This window comes from Rhodanobacter soli, from assembly GCF_039523495.1.
In the GTDB taxonomy this organism is placed as follows: Bacteria; Pseudomonadota; Gammaproteobacteria; order Xanthomonadales; family Rhodanobacteraceae; genus Rhodanobacter; species Rhodanobacter soli.
Genome location: NZ_BAAAFK010000001.1, coordinates 522,783 through 537,845, shown reverse-complemented (window position 1 = coordinate 537,845; position 15,063 = coordinate 522,783). Strand labels below are relative to the sequence as shown.

The following is a 15,063-nucleotide window of genomic DNA, read 5'->3' as shown; positions in this document are numbered from 1 at the left end:
AAGCCGGCTGCAAGATGCGGACTTCCCTGATCGCCGCGGTTCAGCCCGCGGCGATCATGACGTTCAGCGGCCGGTGAACAGGCGGGTCAAACGGCGGAACAGGCCCGGCTTTTTCGGATGGGCGTGTTCGACGGCCTTGCCCGAGGTTACCGCGACCTGCCGCGACGGCCGGCTGTGCACCGTGCCGGCGGACTCGGCCGCATTGCGTTCGCGCGACGGGCGACGCTCGCCGCGCGGCGCGCGATTGCCCTCGGCCACCGCGGCCTGGTGGCCGGTCGTCTCGACGCCATTGGTGGGCGCACCTTCGCGCCGGCGATTGCGCCCGCCACGACGGCGCCGCGGCTTGTGCGTGCCTTCGGTAGCCGCGCCGGCGTCCGCCGCCGGGGCCGCGTCGGTCTTGTGCACGGCCACGGCGACCGGCTGTTCGGCCGCAGCGGCGACACTGCCGTCGGCCGCGGCCGGCCGGCGCTCGCGCGGCGGACGCGTGGCGCCGCGGCTGCTGCCACCGTGCTCGCCACTGCGGCCACCACCATGGCGCGGCTTCTCGCCCGGACGCGGCGGTACCACGTCGCCGAACGCGGCGCTGTCGGCGGCGGCGTTCGCGGCGAACTCGGGGTCGACCGCGCGCGGCTTCGGCATCACCAGCAATTCCGGATCCATCTGCGCGACCGGAATGCTCTGCCCGATATAGGTCTCGATGTCGGGCAGCGACATCGCGTACAGATCGCAGGCGAAGCTGATCGCGTCGCCCTCGGCGCCAAGCCGCGCGGTACGGCCGATGCGATGCACGTAGTCCTCGGCCTCGTGCGGCAGGTCGTAGTTGAAGACGTGGCTGACCGCCGGAATGTGCAGGCCGCGCGCGGCCACGTCGGTGGCCACCAGGATGTCCAGCTGGCCGTCCTTGAAACGCTGCAGCAGCTTCTGCCGCTTCAGTTGCGGCACGTCGCCGGAGATCGCGCCGACGCGGCAGCCGTGGCGCTTGACCCGTTCGGTGATGCGCTCGGCGGCGGCCTTGGTGTTGACGAAGATGATGCTGCGGCTCGGCTTGCAACGGTCGAGCAGATTCAGCAGCAGCGGCATCTTCTCTTCCTTCGCGGGGAAGTAGACCAGCTGATGCACGTGATCGGCGGTGACGTTGTCGCTTTCCACCACCAGCTTCTCGGCCTCGTGCATGTGCTCGTAGGCCAGTTCCAGCACGCGGTGGCTCAAGGTGGCGGAGAACAGCAGCACCTGGCGCTGCTCGCGCGGCGGCAGCTTGCGGAAGATGAAGCGCACGTCCTTGATGAAGCCGAGGTCGAACATGCGGTCGGCCTCGTCGATCACCATCACCTCGACGCTGTTGAGACTGAACACGCCCTGCTTGTGGTAGTCGAGCAGGCGGCCGGGGGTGGCGATGATGATGTCGCAGCCGTCCTTCAATTGCTGACGCTGCTTGTCGTAGTCGACGCCACCGTAGATCAGCGCGCTGCGCAGGCCGGTGTGGCGGCCGATCGCCTTGGCGTCCTTTTCGATCTGGATCGCCAGTTCGCGGGTGGGCGCGATCACCAGTGCGCGCGGGTCGCTGTCCTTGCGCTCGGCCACGGCCGGCGTGGTCAGCAGGCGATTCATCAACGCGACCAGGAACGCACAGGTCTTGCCGGTGCCGGTCTGTGCCTGGCCGGCGACGTCACGCCCGGCCAGCGCCAGCGGCAGGCTCATTTCCTGGATCGGCGTGCAGCGGGTGAAGCCGCTGTCGTCCAGGCCCTGCTGCAGCAGCGGATGAAGATCGAAGTTGGTGAAGAAGGTATCGGTGAGTACGGTTTGTGACATATGGGGATGGTTGACCTTGCCTGACGGCGGCGTGATGCGCTGCACCTGCCTCAGACGCCAGACATCGGCGGAGGGCGGTGCAGGACGGGTGCGCGATGCGCGGCGAAGCGGCTCAATGTCAGGGTCAACAAGGTCGCGCCGCGGCTGGCGACGCCGTATTTGCCGGCGATCTGACGGGCGGCTGTGCAAGCCGCCCTTGAATCGTGCCCGGAGTTGCGCTGGAATGAGAACTTGCCGCTCTCCTCCTGCCCAACCCACGCTTCGTGGGCGCCTGAGTGTAGCCGATGACGGCCCCGCCCGTCGTCACTCCTTGTTTTTCCGCCCCCGTCACCCCATTGTTCTGCACCTGCCATTTTGCGCCCCCAGCCACGGAGATCCCCGGTGAGCGACCTGATTACCCATGTGAACGACGACGCCTTCGACGAGCAGGTGCTCAAATCCGAAACCCCGGTGCTGCTGGATTTCTGGGCGGAATGGTGCGGCCCGTGCAAGGCGATCGCGCCGATGCTGGACGAGATTGCCCAGCAATACGAAGGCAAGTTGCGCATCGTCAAGGTCAACATCGACCAGAACCAGCAGACCCCGCGAGCCTATGGCGTGCGCGGCATCCCGACCCTGATGGTGTTCAAGAACGGCAAGGTCGAGGCGACCCAGATCGGTGCCGTCAGCAAGGGCCAGCTGACCCAGATGATCGACAAGGCCCTCTGATCCAGCCGTTGCAAATCCGCTGCACGGAGCCGGCTCGGCTGAGCACGGCCGGCTCACGAGGCTTTACGCCGATGCGCAGCGGGTGCTAGATTCAACGCGTCCGTCGGGACAGTCCTGTCCCCTTGCGCCTTCCGCGCGACGCACACCCTCCCTCCTGTAATTCAACGGCGCCCCGCGAGGATTGCCCGTGTCCGATACCGATAACATCATTCCGAACGCCGCCAAGGGCGCCGATACCAAGCCGGTTGCCGAAGGCAAGCCCGAGCCACGCCCCCGCGCGCCGCGTCGCACGGCTGCAGCGATCGCTGCGGCTAATGCGGAGAAGGTGGGGGCCGTCGACAGGCCGGCTGCTGCTGCGCCGGTCGAACGCCCGGCGCCTGCGCCATCCGCGCCTTCCGCCACGTCGGCTGCTCCGTCGATGACGCCAGCGTCATACGGTGAGACGCCCCCGTCGCGGGCAACGCAGGAACCCCGCGAGTCGAATCCGTCGCAAGGCCAGGACCAGGCGCAGGGTCAGGGTCAGGGTCAAGGTCAAGGCCAGAATCCGAACCAGGCTCAAGTTCAGGGTCAACCCCAGGGCCAGAACCCGAATCAAGGCCAGAACCAGGGCCAGAACAACCCCAACAATGCCGGTCGCGAAGCCCGCGAGGGACGCGGCCGACGCCGGCGCAACGAGCGCGGCGGCAATCCCAATCCGCAGCAGCCACGCCCGCAGGGCAACCATCCGCGGCCCAATCCGAACGGCCTGCCGGTGGATGACGACAACGCCGACCCGGGCAGCAATGACCGGGTGATCAACCTCACCGAGCTCAAGCGCATGAAGGCGCCGCAGCTGCTGGAATTCGCCGAGTCGCTGGGCGTGCACGAAGGCGTCGCCCGCGCGCGCAAGCAGGACGTGATCTTCAACGTGCTCAAGGCGCACGCCCGCTCCGGCGGCGGCATCTGGGCCGAGGGCGTGCTGGAAATCCTGCAGGACGGCTTCGGCTTCCTGCGCTCGGCCGACGAGTCGTACCTGGCCGGCCCGGACGACATCTACGTGTCGCCGAGCCAGATTCGCCGCTTCAACCTGCGTACGGGCGACTACATCACCGGCCGCGTGCGCCACCCGAAGGAAGGCGAGCGTTACTTCGCAATGCTGCGCGTCGACGACATCAACGGCGATCCGCCGGAAGCGTCGAAGAACAAGATGCTGTTCGAGAACCTCACTCCGCTGTTCCCGCGCAAGGCCTTCAAGCTGGAGCGCGGCAACGGGTCGAGCGAGGACATCACCGGGCGCATCCTCGACCTGATCGCACCGATCGGCAAGGGCCAGCGCGGCCTGATCGTCTCCCAGCCGAAGTCCGGCAAGACGATGATGCTGCAGAACGTGGCCCAGGCGATCACCTACAACCACCCCGAAGCGCATCTGATCATGCTGTTGATCGACGAGCGCCCGGAAGAAGTGACCGAGATCGCCCGCACCGTGCGTGCCGAGGTGATTTCCTCGACGTTCGACGAGCCGGCCGTGCGCCACGTGCAGGTCGCCGAGATGGTGATCGAGCGCGCCAAGCGTCTGGTCGAGCACAAGAAGGACGTGGTGATCCTGCTCGATTCGATCACCCGCCTCGCCCGCGCCTACAACACCGTGGTGCCCAGCTCCGGCAAGGTACTCACCGGCGGTGTCGACGCGAACGCGCTGCAGCGTCCGAAGCGTTTCTTCGGCGCCGCGCGCAACGTCGAGGAAGGCGGCAGCCTGACCATCATCGCCACCGCGCTGACCGAAACCGGCAGCAAGATGGACGAGGTGATCTACGAGGAGTTCAAGGGCACCGGCAACATGGAAGTCCATTTGAGCCGGCGCATCTCCGAGAAGCGCGTCTACCCGGCGATCGACATCAACCGCTCCGGCACCCGCCGCGAGGATCTGCTGATCGAGCCGGACATGCTGGCCAAGATCTGGATTCTGCGCAAACTGCTGCATCCGATGGACGAGCTCTCCGCGATGGAGTTCATGCTCGACAAGATGAAGAACACCAAGTCCAACGACGAGTTCTTCAACTCGATGAAGCGCTGAGAACAGGGCCGGTCACGCCGGCCCTGTTTCTTTCTGCCTGCCGTTTCCGGGTGCCACGAATCCGGTCGCACCCGATCCGGCATCGGGGCAACCATCAGGTATTCGCGAGCGAAAAGGATATTCGTCATGGGCACTTCTCGTCCTTCGCCGTCCGGCGACCACGCCAACAACTTCGACGGGCTGCGACTCGTCGCTTCGCTGATGGTGCTGGTTTCCCACCAGTTCGTGCTTCTGGGCATGCACGAATCCACGCTGGCGGACGGCATGACGCTCGGCTCCATCGCGGTGGCGATGTTTTTCATCATGAGCGGTTACCTGGTGGCCGAGAGCTGGTATCACGACCCGCACGTCATGCGCTTTGCCATGCGCCGGTTCCTGCGCATCTGGCCGGCGCTGGTCGTCGCCACTATCGCGATAGCGATCGCCGGTGCGGCGGTCACTTCACTGCCGCTGCATGAATACCTCGGCCGCGAGACGCGCCGCTTCATCAGCTTCAATGCCCAGCTGCGCCCGTACTACACGCTGCCCGGCGTGTTCGGCACGATACCGGCCAACGCCAGCCTGTCGGCGGTCAACGGCAGCTGGTGGACGATTCCGCTCGAGGCAAAGTGCTACGCGTACGTGGCCGTGCTCGGCGCCATCGGCCTGCGGCGGCGGGTGTTCACCCTGCTTGCACTGGCCGTGGTCGCCGTGATGTACGCCAAGACGCTGCCCGGACATTCCCGGGACGACGCTTTCGACAACCTCTGCTACTTCTACACGGCCTTCTTCCTGGCCGGCGTCTGCTCGCGCCAGTTCGCCGCCGAAATCAGTGGTCGGCGCCTGCTCATGGCCGGTGCCGTAGCGGCCTGCCTGCTTGCCGCCGCACTGCTGCAACACGCGCGACTGGCGCAGTGGGCCGTGATGGTGCCATTGACCCTGTGGTTCGGACGGCAAAGCACTCCGGGGCTGCGTTCCGCGGCCCGCTTCGGCGACCTGTCCTACAGCACCTATCTATACGCATACTTCGTGCAGCAGTTGACGGTTCGGCTGTGGCCGGCGACGCCATCCTATCTGGCGACCGCAAGCGTCGCGGGCATCGCCACCCTCCTGCTCGCCTGGTGCTCATGGCATGCGGTGGAGGCGCCGGCGCTGTCACTGAAGCGACGGCTTCGCGGCTGGTTTCCGGACTTCGCCCACTGACGAAGCCGGGCACGATGCCCTATCGCCGAGCGGGCTGCCGCATCCGACGGATGCACCGCTCGCAACCCGACACGGCGGGCAGGCCCGGCGACGATTCCTTCCTCCGATGAAACGCCGGAAAGGCGGGATGGGGGCGGCTCCGATGCTTCCCGCGACCGCAGAATGACAGTCAACGGTTAACGCCCTGCGGGGTCACATGCCTGATCCAGCTCAAGGCGCCATCCGGGCGATGCTGCTCCAATGAGGTTCCGATCCCGCATCCCACGACGCCCCCTTTCGTCGCCTTGCGCCGCCCCCACAGTGTCGGCTCCCCCAGCGAGGCTTTGCCCGTGTCCATATCCAGTGCCGTCAAGAGCACCCCGATCCCTGCTAGCCTGCAATGATGGTTGGCTCAGAGAGAACATCCACATGCTGCCTCGCATAGCTCTGCTGGTCGCTGGATTTCTGCTAGCGGGCACCGCCAAGGGCGTTGAAAAACCTCACCCCCCGCTGACCCTCATTTGCCCAGCTCAGACCGCCTTGGCGCGCACGCTCGCCGTTCACGATGCCTTCGATGCGCCACCCGCCGTCAACGCGCTTATCGTCAATGTGATCGACGGCAAGTTGGCGCAGGTGCGCCAACAACTGGATGCTATGGATACCGCGGACGCTGCCCGTTGGCGGCAATCCGCCCTGGTCATCGCGACTTACGCCAGAAATCCCGCAATGGTGGCCGGCCTGCTGGACGGCGGTGCCTTGGTCGATGATCAGGGAGCGCTGCCCGACCTCAAGCGCGAGGTTCGGGATGAGCTCATGGCGGAAGTGAAGAAGGATCCCAAGTGGGCTACCGTCGACCCAGCTCCGAAGACAGCACGTGAACTGGATGCTGTTTTCCTGTTCGACGGCCGACTCGACGGCCCCGCGGCAACCATCGCCGCGCAGTGCGGCGACCTGGCGACACTCGACGTCGCGCTGGATCACCACGCCAACCTGAAGGCACGGATACCGAATAGCAACGATGTCATGGCAATGGCGGTGACCGCTGATGACCCGGTCATCGTCAAACGTCTGCTCGATAACGGCGCCGCCCCCTCGAGCACAGTGGGCGAATCCGCCGATGGACTGACTACGGCCATCGTCCAAGGCAATGCGGCCATGGTGAAGCTCTTGCTCGACCATGGCGCCGATCCTTGCGCCGAATATCGAAGCCGCCAGCAACGGCTTGATGCCTACCAGGCCAAACATCACAGGCCGAAGAGGACATTGCCCAGCGATGCCGAGATAGGTCGCCGCCAGAAGCTGCCCGATGATCTGGTCGCCCGACTGAGCTGCCCTGAACTTGACAAGGCCAGCGCTTCTAGCCGTTGACAACGGCTCCCGGACACCCGTTCGGCGATTCAACTAACAGGCGCCACGCCGCCATCTGTACCGCCACGTACAATTATTTCTCGTCAACCCCTTTTCGTGGCTCCGTGGCGCCTCCATAGTCAGAGCCTCACCCAGCGAGGCTTCGCCCGTGTCCATACCCAGTGCCGTCAAGAGCACCCCGATCCAGGGCCGCCAGCAGCTTGCCGACTACCTCGCTGCCGGCGAGAAGCCGCGCGAGGCGTGGCGTATCGGCACCGAGCACGAGAAGTTCGGCTTTCTCACCGACACGCTGCGCCCGCCCACGTTCGAGGGCGACCGCGGCATCAAGCTGCTGCTGGAAACCATCGCCACCCGCTACGGCTGGGACGTGGCCCGCGAGGGCGCGAATCCGGTGGCACTTTCGCGGGATGCTGCCTCGATCACGCTGGAGCCGGCCGGCCAGCTGGAGTTGTCCGGCGCACCACTGGAAACCATCCACCAGACCTGCTGCGAGGTGAACTCGCACCTGGAGGAAGTGCGCTCGGTCGCCGACGGCATGGGCATGGGCTTCCTCGGCATGGGCTTCCAGCCGAAGTGGCGCCGCGACGAGATGCCGTGGATGCCCAAGGGCCGCTACAAGATCATGCGCGAGTACATGCCCAAGGTCGGCTCGCTCGGCCTGGACATGATGACGCGCACCTGCACCGTACAAGTGAACCTGGATTTCTCGTCCGAAGCGGACATGATCAGGAAGTTCCGCGTCGGCCTGGCGCTGCAGCCGGTCGCCACCGCGCTGTTCGCCGACTCGCCGTTCACCGAAGGACGTCCAAACGGCTATCTGTCGTACCGTTCGCACATCTGGACCGACACCGATCCGGATCGCACCGGCATGCTCGACTTCGTGTTCGCCGATGACTTCGGCTATGAGCGCTACGTCGACTACATCCTCGACGTGCCGATGTACTTCAGCTACCAGGACGGCCGCTACATCGACCTGGCCGGGCAGGATTTCAAACGCTTCCTGGCCGGCGAACTGCCGATGCTGCCGGGCACCCACGCCACCATGAAGGACTTCGCCGACCACCTCACCACCGCCTTCCCCGAGGTGCGCCTGAAGCAGTACCTGGAGATGCGCGGCGCCGACGGCGGCCCGTGGAACCGGCTGTGCGCGCTGCCCGCGTTCTGGGTCGGCCTGCTGTACGACCAGCAGGCGCTGGACGCCGCGTGGGACCTGGTCAAGGACTTCACCCGCGAGGAACGCCACGCGCTGCGCGACGGCGTGCCGAAGCACGCGCTGAAGCTGCCGTTCCGTGGCGGCAGCGTGCGCGACCTCGCCGAGGAGGCACTGAAGATCGCCGGCCACGGCCTCAAGCGGCGCGCCCGCCTCAACCGTAACGGGGCCGACGAAAGCATCTTCCTCGAACCGATGATCGAGATCGTGCAGGCCAACCAGACCCCGGCCGAGCGCAAGCTGGAACTGTTCCACGACGCGTGGAACGGCAGCGTCGATCCGGTGTTCCGCGAGTTCGCCTACTGAGGACAGTCAGGGCGTGGTCGTTTCCACCAACGACCACGCTACCGACTCGCCCGCGCGCATCGGCGTGCAGGTGGACCCGGCCAGCGGGTATTCGTCCGGCACGATCCATGGCGTGCGCTCGAGTGCGATGCGATCCCGGTTCCGTGGCAGCCGGTAGAAATCGGCGCCATGGAAGCTGGCGAACGCTTCCAGCCGATCCAGTCGGCCCGCCTGCTCGAACGCCTCGGCATACAACTCGAGCGCCGCATGCGCGGTATACAGCCCCGCGCAGCCACACGCCGTTTCCTTCGCTTCGCGCGGATGCGGCGCGCTGTCCGTGCCGAGGAAGAAATGCGCGTCGCCGCTGATGGCCGCCTGCAGCAACGCAGCGCGGTGCGTCTCGCGCTTGAGGATCGGCGCGCAGTAGTGGTGCGGGCGGATGCCGCCGGCAAACAGCGCGTTGCGGTTGAGCAGCAGATGATGCGCGGTGATGGTGGCCGCCACGTTGGCCGGGGCGCTGCGGATGAAGTCGACCGCATCACGGGTGGTGATGTGCTCCAGCACCATGCGCAGTGCCGGAAACCGGGCCTGCAGCGGCAGCAGATGGCGTTCGATGAAAATGCGTTCGCGGTCGAAGATGTCGATGTCCGGATCGGTGACCTCGCCATGCAGCAGCAAGGGCAGCTCGTGCTTCTGCATCGCTTCGATCACGGCATACACGCGCGACAGCTCGCGCACACCCGAATCGGAATTGGTGGTGGCCCCGGCCGGGTAGTACTTCACGGCAAACACGCTGTCGCTTGCCTTGGCGCGGACGATTTCCTCGACCGGCGTGTTCTCGGTGAGGTACAGCGTCATCAGCGGCTGGAAGCGCGAACCTGCCGGCAAGCTCGCCAGAATCCGTCGACGATAGTCTTCGGCCTGCGCCACCGTCGTCACCGGCGGCTTCAGGTTCGGCATCACGATGGCACGCGCGAAGCGCTGCGCGGTGTGGCCGATCACTGAGGCCAGCGCATCGCCGTCGCGCAGGTGCAGGTGCCAGTCGTCGGGACGGGTGATTCCTAGGCGCGCGGGGGACATGGGTGGCGAACTCGGCTTGCGGTCGGAGATGACTATGGTACCGCGCGGACGCATTTCAGTTGCCGGCTTTGATGGATCAAGGTCAAGAGCAGAGCTTTCGTCCTCCTGCGGAGGGCGAGGTACTTCTCTTTTGCTTGTCCAAAAGAGAAGTACCCAAAGAGAAAGTGACTCGGGCGCCGCAGGCGCACGAAAGCTCTTGCCTCCGTGACGCGCGCTGCGTTATCGCAGAATTGACTTGACCCCGATAGCATCCTTTCGGCGCTGATACTAAGGCCTGGTTGGATCGTAAATATCAAGCTCCAGCTCAATACCTCGCAAGCCCAAAGCGGCCAGCTGCTTTGACGATATGCACAATCCATCGTTGGTGGATTTCATGAAGAGCCCGCAAAACAAATCCATCTTGAACCGCCGCGAAATCTCTGACCACACAGCGAGATCATCCGTAAGTTGTTCAAGAAGCTCATCAATCTGAGCTTCAAGATCCTCGGGCTCGCGGTCTGTGGCGCGAAGCCTCCACGTTCCAGTACGAGCGATGCGTTTCATGCCTGAAACTTTGCCGGTCAGCGTCTGGCCCTTTGTCTCTGCGTCGGTTGGCTCGCAACCAAGCATTCGCGAAATCTCTTCGGGCAGCAATGCATCCCCCCAAATACGCAATGTCGCGATTGAATGTTGGATTTCCGACATGCATCACTCGAAAAGAAAAGGGACTCTGAAAAGACCTTTGAAAGACGCCAACCGCGCCCCAAGCCGTCTACGCTCCGCGCAACCACCGCGCCGCATCAATCGCATAGTAAGTAAGAATCGCATCCGCCCCCGCCCGCTTCATCGCGGTGAGCGATTCCAGCACCACCGACTTCTCGTCCAGCCAGCCGTTCTGCGAGGCGGCTTTCAGCATCGCGTACTCGCCGCTGACCTGGTAGACGAAGGTCGGTGCGCCGAAGGTGTCCTTGACCCGGCGCAGCACGTCGAGGTACGGCATGCCGGGTTTCACCATCACCACGTCGGCGCCTTCGAGCAGGTCCAGTTCGATCTCGCGCAGCGCCTCGTCGCTGTTGCCCACGTCCATCTGGTAGGTGTGCTTGTTGCCTTTGCCGAGGTTCGCCGACGAACCCACCGCATCGCGGAACGGGCCGTAGAACGCGGAAGCGTATTTCGCCGAGTAGGCGAGGATGCGCGTGTGGATGTGGCCGGCTTCTTCCAGTGCGTCGCGGATGGCGCCGATGCGGCCGTCCATCATGTCCGACGGCGCCACGAAATCCATGCCGGCTGCGGCCTGCGCCAGCGACATTTTTATCAGCGCCTCGACGGTGGGCTCGTTCATCACGTAGCCGTCGTCGTCGATCAGGCCGTCCTGGCCGTGGGTGGTGTACGGGTCCAGTGCCACGTCGCCGATCAGGCCCAGTTCGGGGTACTTCGCCTTCAGCGCGCGGGTGGCGCGGTGCATCAGGTTGTCGGGGTTCCAGGCTTCGCCGGCATCGAGCGATTTCACCTCGGCACCGGGCGACGGGAACAGCGCCAGCGCCGGGATGCCCAGGCGCACGCATTCGCCGGCCAGCTTCAGCAGCTCGTCGATCGACAGCCGGTCCACGCCCGGCATCGACGGCACCGCTTCGCGCTGGCCTTCGCCCTCGATCACGAACGCGACCATGATCAGGTCGCTCGGCAGCAAGGTGTGCTCGCGCATCAGGGCGCGGGAGAAGGCGTCGCGGCGCATGCGGCGCATGCGGGTGGCGGGAAAGCTCATGGCAGGGTCTCGTGGGACGGTATCCGGGGGATTTTACGCCGTAAGGCCGGCAAAACACTGGACTAACCGCCGTTACGTCGGCAGGCTTGGCGCTTCACGTCGTCAGGAAGTTACATGAGCCAGTCCAGCAGCGCCCCCACCTTGCTTGTCGATCTCGGTGGCACCAACGTCCGTTTCGGGGTGGCCGATCCTGCACGCGACAAACCGTTGCTCGACGACAGCATCCGGCGCTACCGCGTGGCCGAGCACGACTCGCTGGTCGTCACCGCGAAGCAGTATCTCGCCGACACCGGCCTGGAAGTGCGCCGCGCCATCGTGGCTGCCGCCGGGCGCATCGTCGATGGCGAGACGGTCAAGGTCACCAACAATCCGTGGGCGATCTCGGCGCACCAGACGGCCACTGCGCTCGGCCTGGAATACGTGCACCTGGTCAACGACTTCGCGGCGCAGAGCATGGCGGTGACCCTGCTGCAGGGCGACGACCTGGTCACCGTGGGCAAGCCGGCACGGCCGGTCATCGGCGCCGAGGCCGAGCAGACCTTTGCCATTGTCGGGCCGGGCACCGGCCTGGGCGTCGGCGGCCTGCTCGTGCGCGGTGGCCACTGCAGCGTGCTGCAGACCGAAGGCGGCCACGCCGGCTTCGCCGCGCACACGCCGGAAGACATCGCCATCCTCGACTACCTCAACCACAAGTACGGCCGCGTCTCCAACGAACGGCTGATCTGCGGCCAGGGCCTGGTGAACCTGTACGACGCGATCTGCCACATGGTTGGCGCCCAACCTGAGAGCCTCAAGCCCGAAGACATCACCGCCCGCGCCAAGGACGACAGTTGCCCGCTGTGCATCCGCACGGTGGAAACCTTCGCCGGCATCTTCGGCAGCGTCGCCGGCGACCTCGTGCTCACGCTCGGCGCCTGGAACGGCGTCTACCTCACCGGTGGCCTGATCCCGATCCTGCTGCCGTGGCTGGAACGCGGCCGTTTCCGCGAACGCTTCGAAGCCAAGGGCCGCTTCCGCGACATCATGGAAAAGGTGCCAACCCAGGCGATCATGAATCCCGAGCCGGGCCTGCTGGGGGCGGCGGCACTGGCGGTCGTGGAGTCGGGGCGGTCGTTGTTGCCATCGCGCTAACCCGCTGCGACGCAACGGGCCCGCGCGGATCCTTTCGATGGAAGGCGAGGAACGCGTATGCCGTACACCACCATTGGCCGCCTGCTGTTCCTGCTGGCGATGGCGCCGCCGTTCGCCGCACTGGCGGCGCCATCGCCAGATGACGGCGTCACCCGCAACGTAGCGCTGGCCAGTCCGACCAAGCCGATCACCTCGCGCGCGGAGCTGGATGCCTACCTGCGCGACACGCCGCCGGCAAATTCGCCGCTGAACTGGCTCACGCCCGGCGCCCGGCGCCGCTTTCTCGACAGCCTGGTGTACCGCGAGCACGGCCTGGGCGGCATGAACCTCGGCGACCTGCGCTACGAACTCACCCGCAAGCAGGCGTATACCTTGCTGCGCCTGTTCGGTGCGCAAGACTACGCCGTCGACCTGGATGCGCTCACCACGCCGCGCCCGGCCACCGGCAACGACGCGGCCGGTACGCTGGAAGCCGCCTACGATCGCCTGCTGGCCGCTGCCGAACACACCGAGGGTGACGCACAGGGACAAGCCATCTCGCGCAGCTACGCTGCCGAATTCGCGCCTGCACAAACCGACGCACGACGACATGCGCTCGGCGACCGCGACGCGGAGTTCCTGTTCCGCGCGGCGACGCTGGTGTTCAACACCACCAGCCAGCCGGACTACCTCATCGACATGCGCCGCGACTTTGCCGAACTGGAGCGCCGTCATCGCGCCAGTCGCCCGCACGCCAGCGACCTCTACGATGCGCTGCTCGCCGCCCACCACCGCGACGAGGCCCGCGCGCTGCTCGCCGTCCATCCCGCGATCGAACGCAGCCCGCCGCCGTCGATGCGCTCGTTCGGCCGCATCCGCAACGGCCAGCCCAGCCTGTGGATCGCTACACCGGGCGCGCGCAAACGCGAGCTGGTGCGTTTCCGCTTCAACGTCCGCGCGCCGGCGCAGGTGATCGTGCTGGCCTCGACCGGCTGCCATTTCTCCGCGAACGCCGCGCGCGACATCGAGGCCGATCCGCTGCTGCGCGACCTGTTCCGCGAGTACGGGCAATGGGTGGCGCCGCCCAGCGAGGTCACCGCCTTCGATGCCGTGCGCGAATGGAACGAGGCACATCCCGCACTGCGGCTTGGCATCGCCTACGACAACGCCGCGCTGCCGATGGTCGAGCGCTTCGAGACCCCGGTGTTCTACTTCCTCGACCACGGCACCGTCGTCGACAGCGTCGTCGGCTGGCCGCCCGGCGGTAATCTCGACGCGATCCGGCGTGGCCTGCGCAAGATCGATCTGCTGCGTTGACGCAGCCTCCACGGAGAAGCCCATGCCCCGCCACGACACCGCCTTCCTGTTCGACCTCGACGGCACCCTGATCGACAGCGTCTACCAGCACGTTCTGGCGTGGAAAGAAGCGCTGGATCGCGAAGGCGTGGAATTGTCGGTGTGGCGCATCCATCGCAAGATCGGCATGAGCGGCGGGCTGTTCACCAACATCCTGCTGCGCGAAACCGGGCTGGAAATCACCGCGGACCGCCTCGACCGCCTGCGCCAATGGCATGCCGAAGCGTTCAACCGGCAGCACACGCAGGGCTCGGTGCGGCCGCTGCCCGGTGCACGCGAGTTGCTGGCCTTTCTCGACGAGCAGAAGATCCCGTGGGCGATCGCCACCAGCGGGCGAATGGAAACCGCCGCGCACAACCTGGAGGCGCTCGGCGTCGACCCGTCGAAGGTGCCCGTGGTGACGCGCGATCAGGTGCGCCACGCCAAGCCCGACCCGGACCTGTTCCTCGCCGCCGCCGCACGGCTGGGCGTGGACATCCAGCAGTCATTGGTGATCGGCGACAGCGTGTGGGACATGCTCGCCGCGCAGCGTGCGCGCGCGCTCGGCGTGGGCCTGCTTTGCGGTGGCTACGGCCGCGCCGAGCTGCAACAGTCCGGCGCGTTCCGCGTGTACGACGATCCGGCCGACCTGCTGCGGCATATCGACGAGATAGCGGCGCGCGACTGAGCCACCGGCCGGCCCCGCTGAACCGCGTCGCCACGCATCATGAAAAATTAATCACCCGTGCACGCGCGCGCAGTAGGCTCCCGATCAACCATCCACGGAGCCATCCATGCGCCGCCTCGTCGCCAGCCTGCCGCTCGCCCTGCTGCTCGCCGCGTGCTCGCCCTCGCCGGCACCGCCGCAATCCGGCGCCAGCCAGTCCGCGCCGGCAAACGCCGCGCTCGGCTCCCCCGAATGGTATGCGTGGGTCGACCGATCGTTGAGCATCAGCGACGACGGCCACGGCCCGGACCATGGCTCGGACGCATGGAACCGCGCGGTGCAGAACAAGCTGGGCCAGGAAGCGCCGCAGTCGAAACCCGGTTCGCCGGAATGGCAGCAGTCGGTGGACGCGCTGCTGCGCACGCGCCTGCCGCCGTCGACCTGAGCGCCCGTGAAAATAATCGCCCACCTGCGGCGGGCGCCCCGCCTACCGACCGATTGACGTTCCATGCCAGACTGTTCGGGCCGGCCCC

13 protein-coding genes are annotated in these 15,063 nt (G+C 66.2%); 9 read left to right on the top strand and 4 right to left on the bottom strand.

Going from position 1 to position 15,063, the window contains the following annotated elements:
• Window positions 1-63: 63 nt before the first annotated feature.
• Window positions 64-1,809, bottom strand: coding sequence for a DEAD/DEAH box helicase (locus tag ABD024_RS02295; RefSeq protein ID WP_343849197.1), 1,746 nt, complete (start codon window positions 1,807-1,809; stop codon window positions 64-66).
• A gap of 381 nt (window positions 1,810-2,190) precedes the next feature.
• Here ABD024_RS02295 and trxA point away from each other — a divergent pair, with 381 nt between their 5' ends.
• From trxA to ABD024_RS02270, 5 genes are all read left to right on the top strand, one after another.
• Window positions 2,191-2,517, top strand: coding sequence for a thioredoxin TrxA (trxA, locus tag ABD024_RS02290; protein ID WP_343849195.1), 327 nt, complete (start codon window positions 2,191-2,193; stop codon window positions 2,515-2,517).
• Between the two features lie 187 nt (window positions 2,518-2,704).
• Window positions 2,705-4,570 carry a transcription termination factor Rho gene (gene rho / locus ABD024_RS02285; RefSeq protein WP_425543113.1) on the top strand — a complete coding sequence of 622 codons (1,866 nt, stop codon included), beginning with the start codon at window positions 2,705-2,707 and terminating at the stop codon, window positions 4,568-4,570.
• A gap of 126 nt (window positions 4,571-4,696) precedes the next feature.
• Entirely contained in the window at window positions 4,697-5,752 is a 1,056-nt protein-coding gene (locus ABD024_RS02280; protein ID WP_343849193.1) for an acyltransferase family protein, read from the top strand.
• A 408-nt stretch (window positions 5,753-6,160) separates the two neighbouring features.
• Window positions 6,161-7,099 (top strand): ankyrin repeat domain-containing protein, encoded by a 939-nt coding sequence (locus tag ABD024_RS02275; protein WP_343849191.1) that lies wholly within the window; start codon window positions 6,161-6,163, stop codon window positions 7,097-7,099.
• Between the two features lie 148 nt (window positions 7,100-7,247).
• Entirely contained in the window at window positions 7,248-8,615 is a 1,368-nt protein-coding gene (locus ABD024_RS02270; RefSeq protein WP_343849189.1) for a glutamate--cysteine ligase, read from the top strand.
• A 6-nt stretch (window positions 8,616-8,621) separates the two neighbouring features.
• Here the strand turns inward: ABD024_RS02270 and pyrC are convergent, their stop codons facing one another.
• The 3 genes from pyrC to hemB form a co-directional block, all read right to left on the bottom strand.
• Window positions 8,622-9,674 (bottom strand): dihydroorotase, encoded by a 1,053-nt coding sequence (gene pyrC, locus ABD024_RS02265; protein ID WP_343849187.1) that lies wholly within the window; start codon window positions 9,672-9,674, stop codon window positions 8,622-8,624.
• Window positions 9,675-9,941: 267 nt separating this feature from the next.
• Window positions 9,942-10,358, bottom strand: coding sequence for a DUF4279 domain-containing protein (locus tag ABD024_RS02260; protein WP_343849185.1), 417 nt, complete (start codon window positions 10,356-10,358; stop codon window positions 9,942-9,944).
• A gap of 67 nt (window positions 10,359-10,425) precedes the next feature.
• A complete protein-coding gene (hemB, locus tag ABD024_RS02255; protein ID WP_343849183.1) occupies window positions 10,426-11,418 on the bottom strand; it encodes a porphobilinogen synthase in 993 nt (330 codons plus the stop codon).
• A 114-nt stretch (window positions 11,419-11,532) separates the two neighbouring features.
• Here hemB and glk point away from each other — a divergent pair, with 114 nt between their 5' ends.
• The 4 genes from glk to ABD024_RS02235 all read left to right on the top strand — a co-directional run bounded on the left by glk (window position 11,533) and on the right by ABD024_RS02235 (window position 14,975).
• Complete coding sequence (gene glk, locus ABD024_RS02250) at window positions 11,533-12,549, top strand: glucokinase (RefSeq protein ID WP_343849180.1); 1,017 nt, start codon at window positions 11,533-11,535, stop codon at window positions 12,547-12,549.
• 57 nt (window positions 12,550-12,606) lie between these two features.
• Window positions 12,607-13,845, top strand: a complete 1,239-nt coding sequence (locus ABD024_RS02245; protein WP_343849178.1) for a hypothetical protein — start codon at window positions 12,607-12,609, stop codon at window positions 13,843-13,845.
• A 22-nt stretch (window positions 13,846-13,867) separates the two neighbouring features.
• Window positions 13,868-14,551: an HAD family hydrolase gene (locus ABD024_RS02240; RefSeq protein ID WP_343849176.1), complete on the top strand. Its 684-nt coding sequence runs from the start codon at window positions 13,868-13,870 to the stop codon at window positions 14,549-14,551.
• A 106-nt stretch (window positions 14,552-14,657) separates the two neighbouring features.
• Window positions 14,658-14,975 (top strand): hypothetical protein, encoded by a 318-nt coding sequence (locus tag ABD024_RS02235; RefSeq protein ID WP_343849174.1) that lies wholly within the window; start codon window positions 14,658-14,660, stop codon window positions 14,973-14,975.
• Window positions 14,976-15,063 lie beyond the last annotated feature (88 nt).

Coding starts and splice junctions, on each gene's coding strand:
- ABD024_RS02295 (WP_343849197.1), bottom strand. CDS start 1,809: ATGTCACAAACCGTACTCACCGATACCTTCTTCACCAACTTCGATCTT.
- ABD024_RS02280 (WP_343849193.1), top strand. CDS start 4,697: ATGGGCACTTCTCGTCCTTCGCCGTCCGGCGACCACGCCAACAACTTC.
- ABD024_RS02275 (WP_343849191.1), top strand. CDS start 6,161: ATGCTGCCTCGCATAGCTCTGCTGGTCGCTGGATTTCTGCTAGCGGGC.
- pyrC (WP_343849187.1), bottom strand. CDS start 9,674: ATGTCCCCCGCGCGCCTAGGAATCACCCGTCCCGACGACTGGCACCTG.
- ABD024_RS02260 (WP_343849185.1), bottom strand. CDS start 10,358: ATGTCGGAAATCCAACATTCAATCGCGACATTGCGTATTTGGGGGGAT.
- hemB (WP_343849183.1), bottom strand. CDS start 11,418: ATGAGCTTTCCCGCCACCCGCATGCGCCGCATGCGCCGCGACGCCTTC.
- glk (WP_343849180.1), top strand. CDS start 11,533: ATGAGCCAGTCCAGCAGCGCCCCCACCTTGCTTGTCGATCTCGGTGGC.
- ABD024_RS02245 (WP_343849178.1), top strand. CDS start 12,607: ATGCCGTACACCACCATTGGCCGCCTGCTGTTCCTGCTGGCGATGGCG.
- ABD024_RS02240 (WP_343849176.1), top strand. CDS start 13,868: ATGCCCCGCCACGACACCGCCTTCCTGTTCGACCTCGACGGCACCCTG.
- ABD024_RS02235 (WP_343849174.1), top strand. CDS start 14,658: ATGCGCCGCCTCGTCGCCAGCCTGCCGCTCGCCCTGCTGCTCGCCGCG.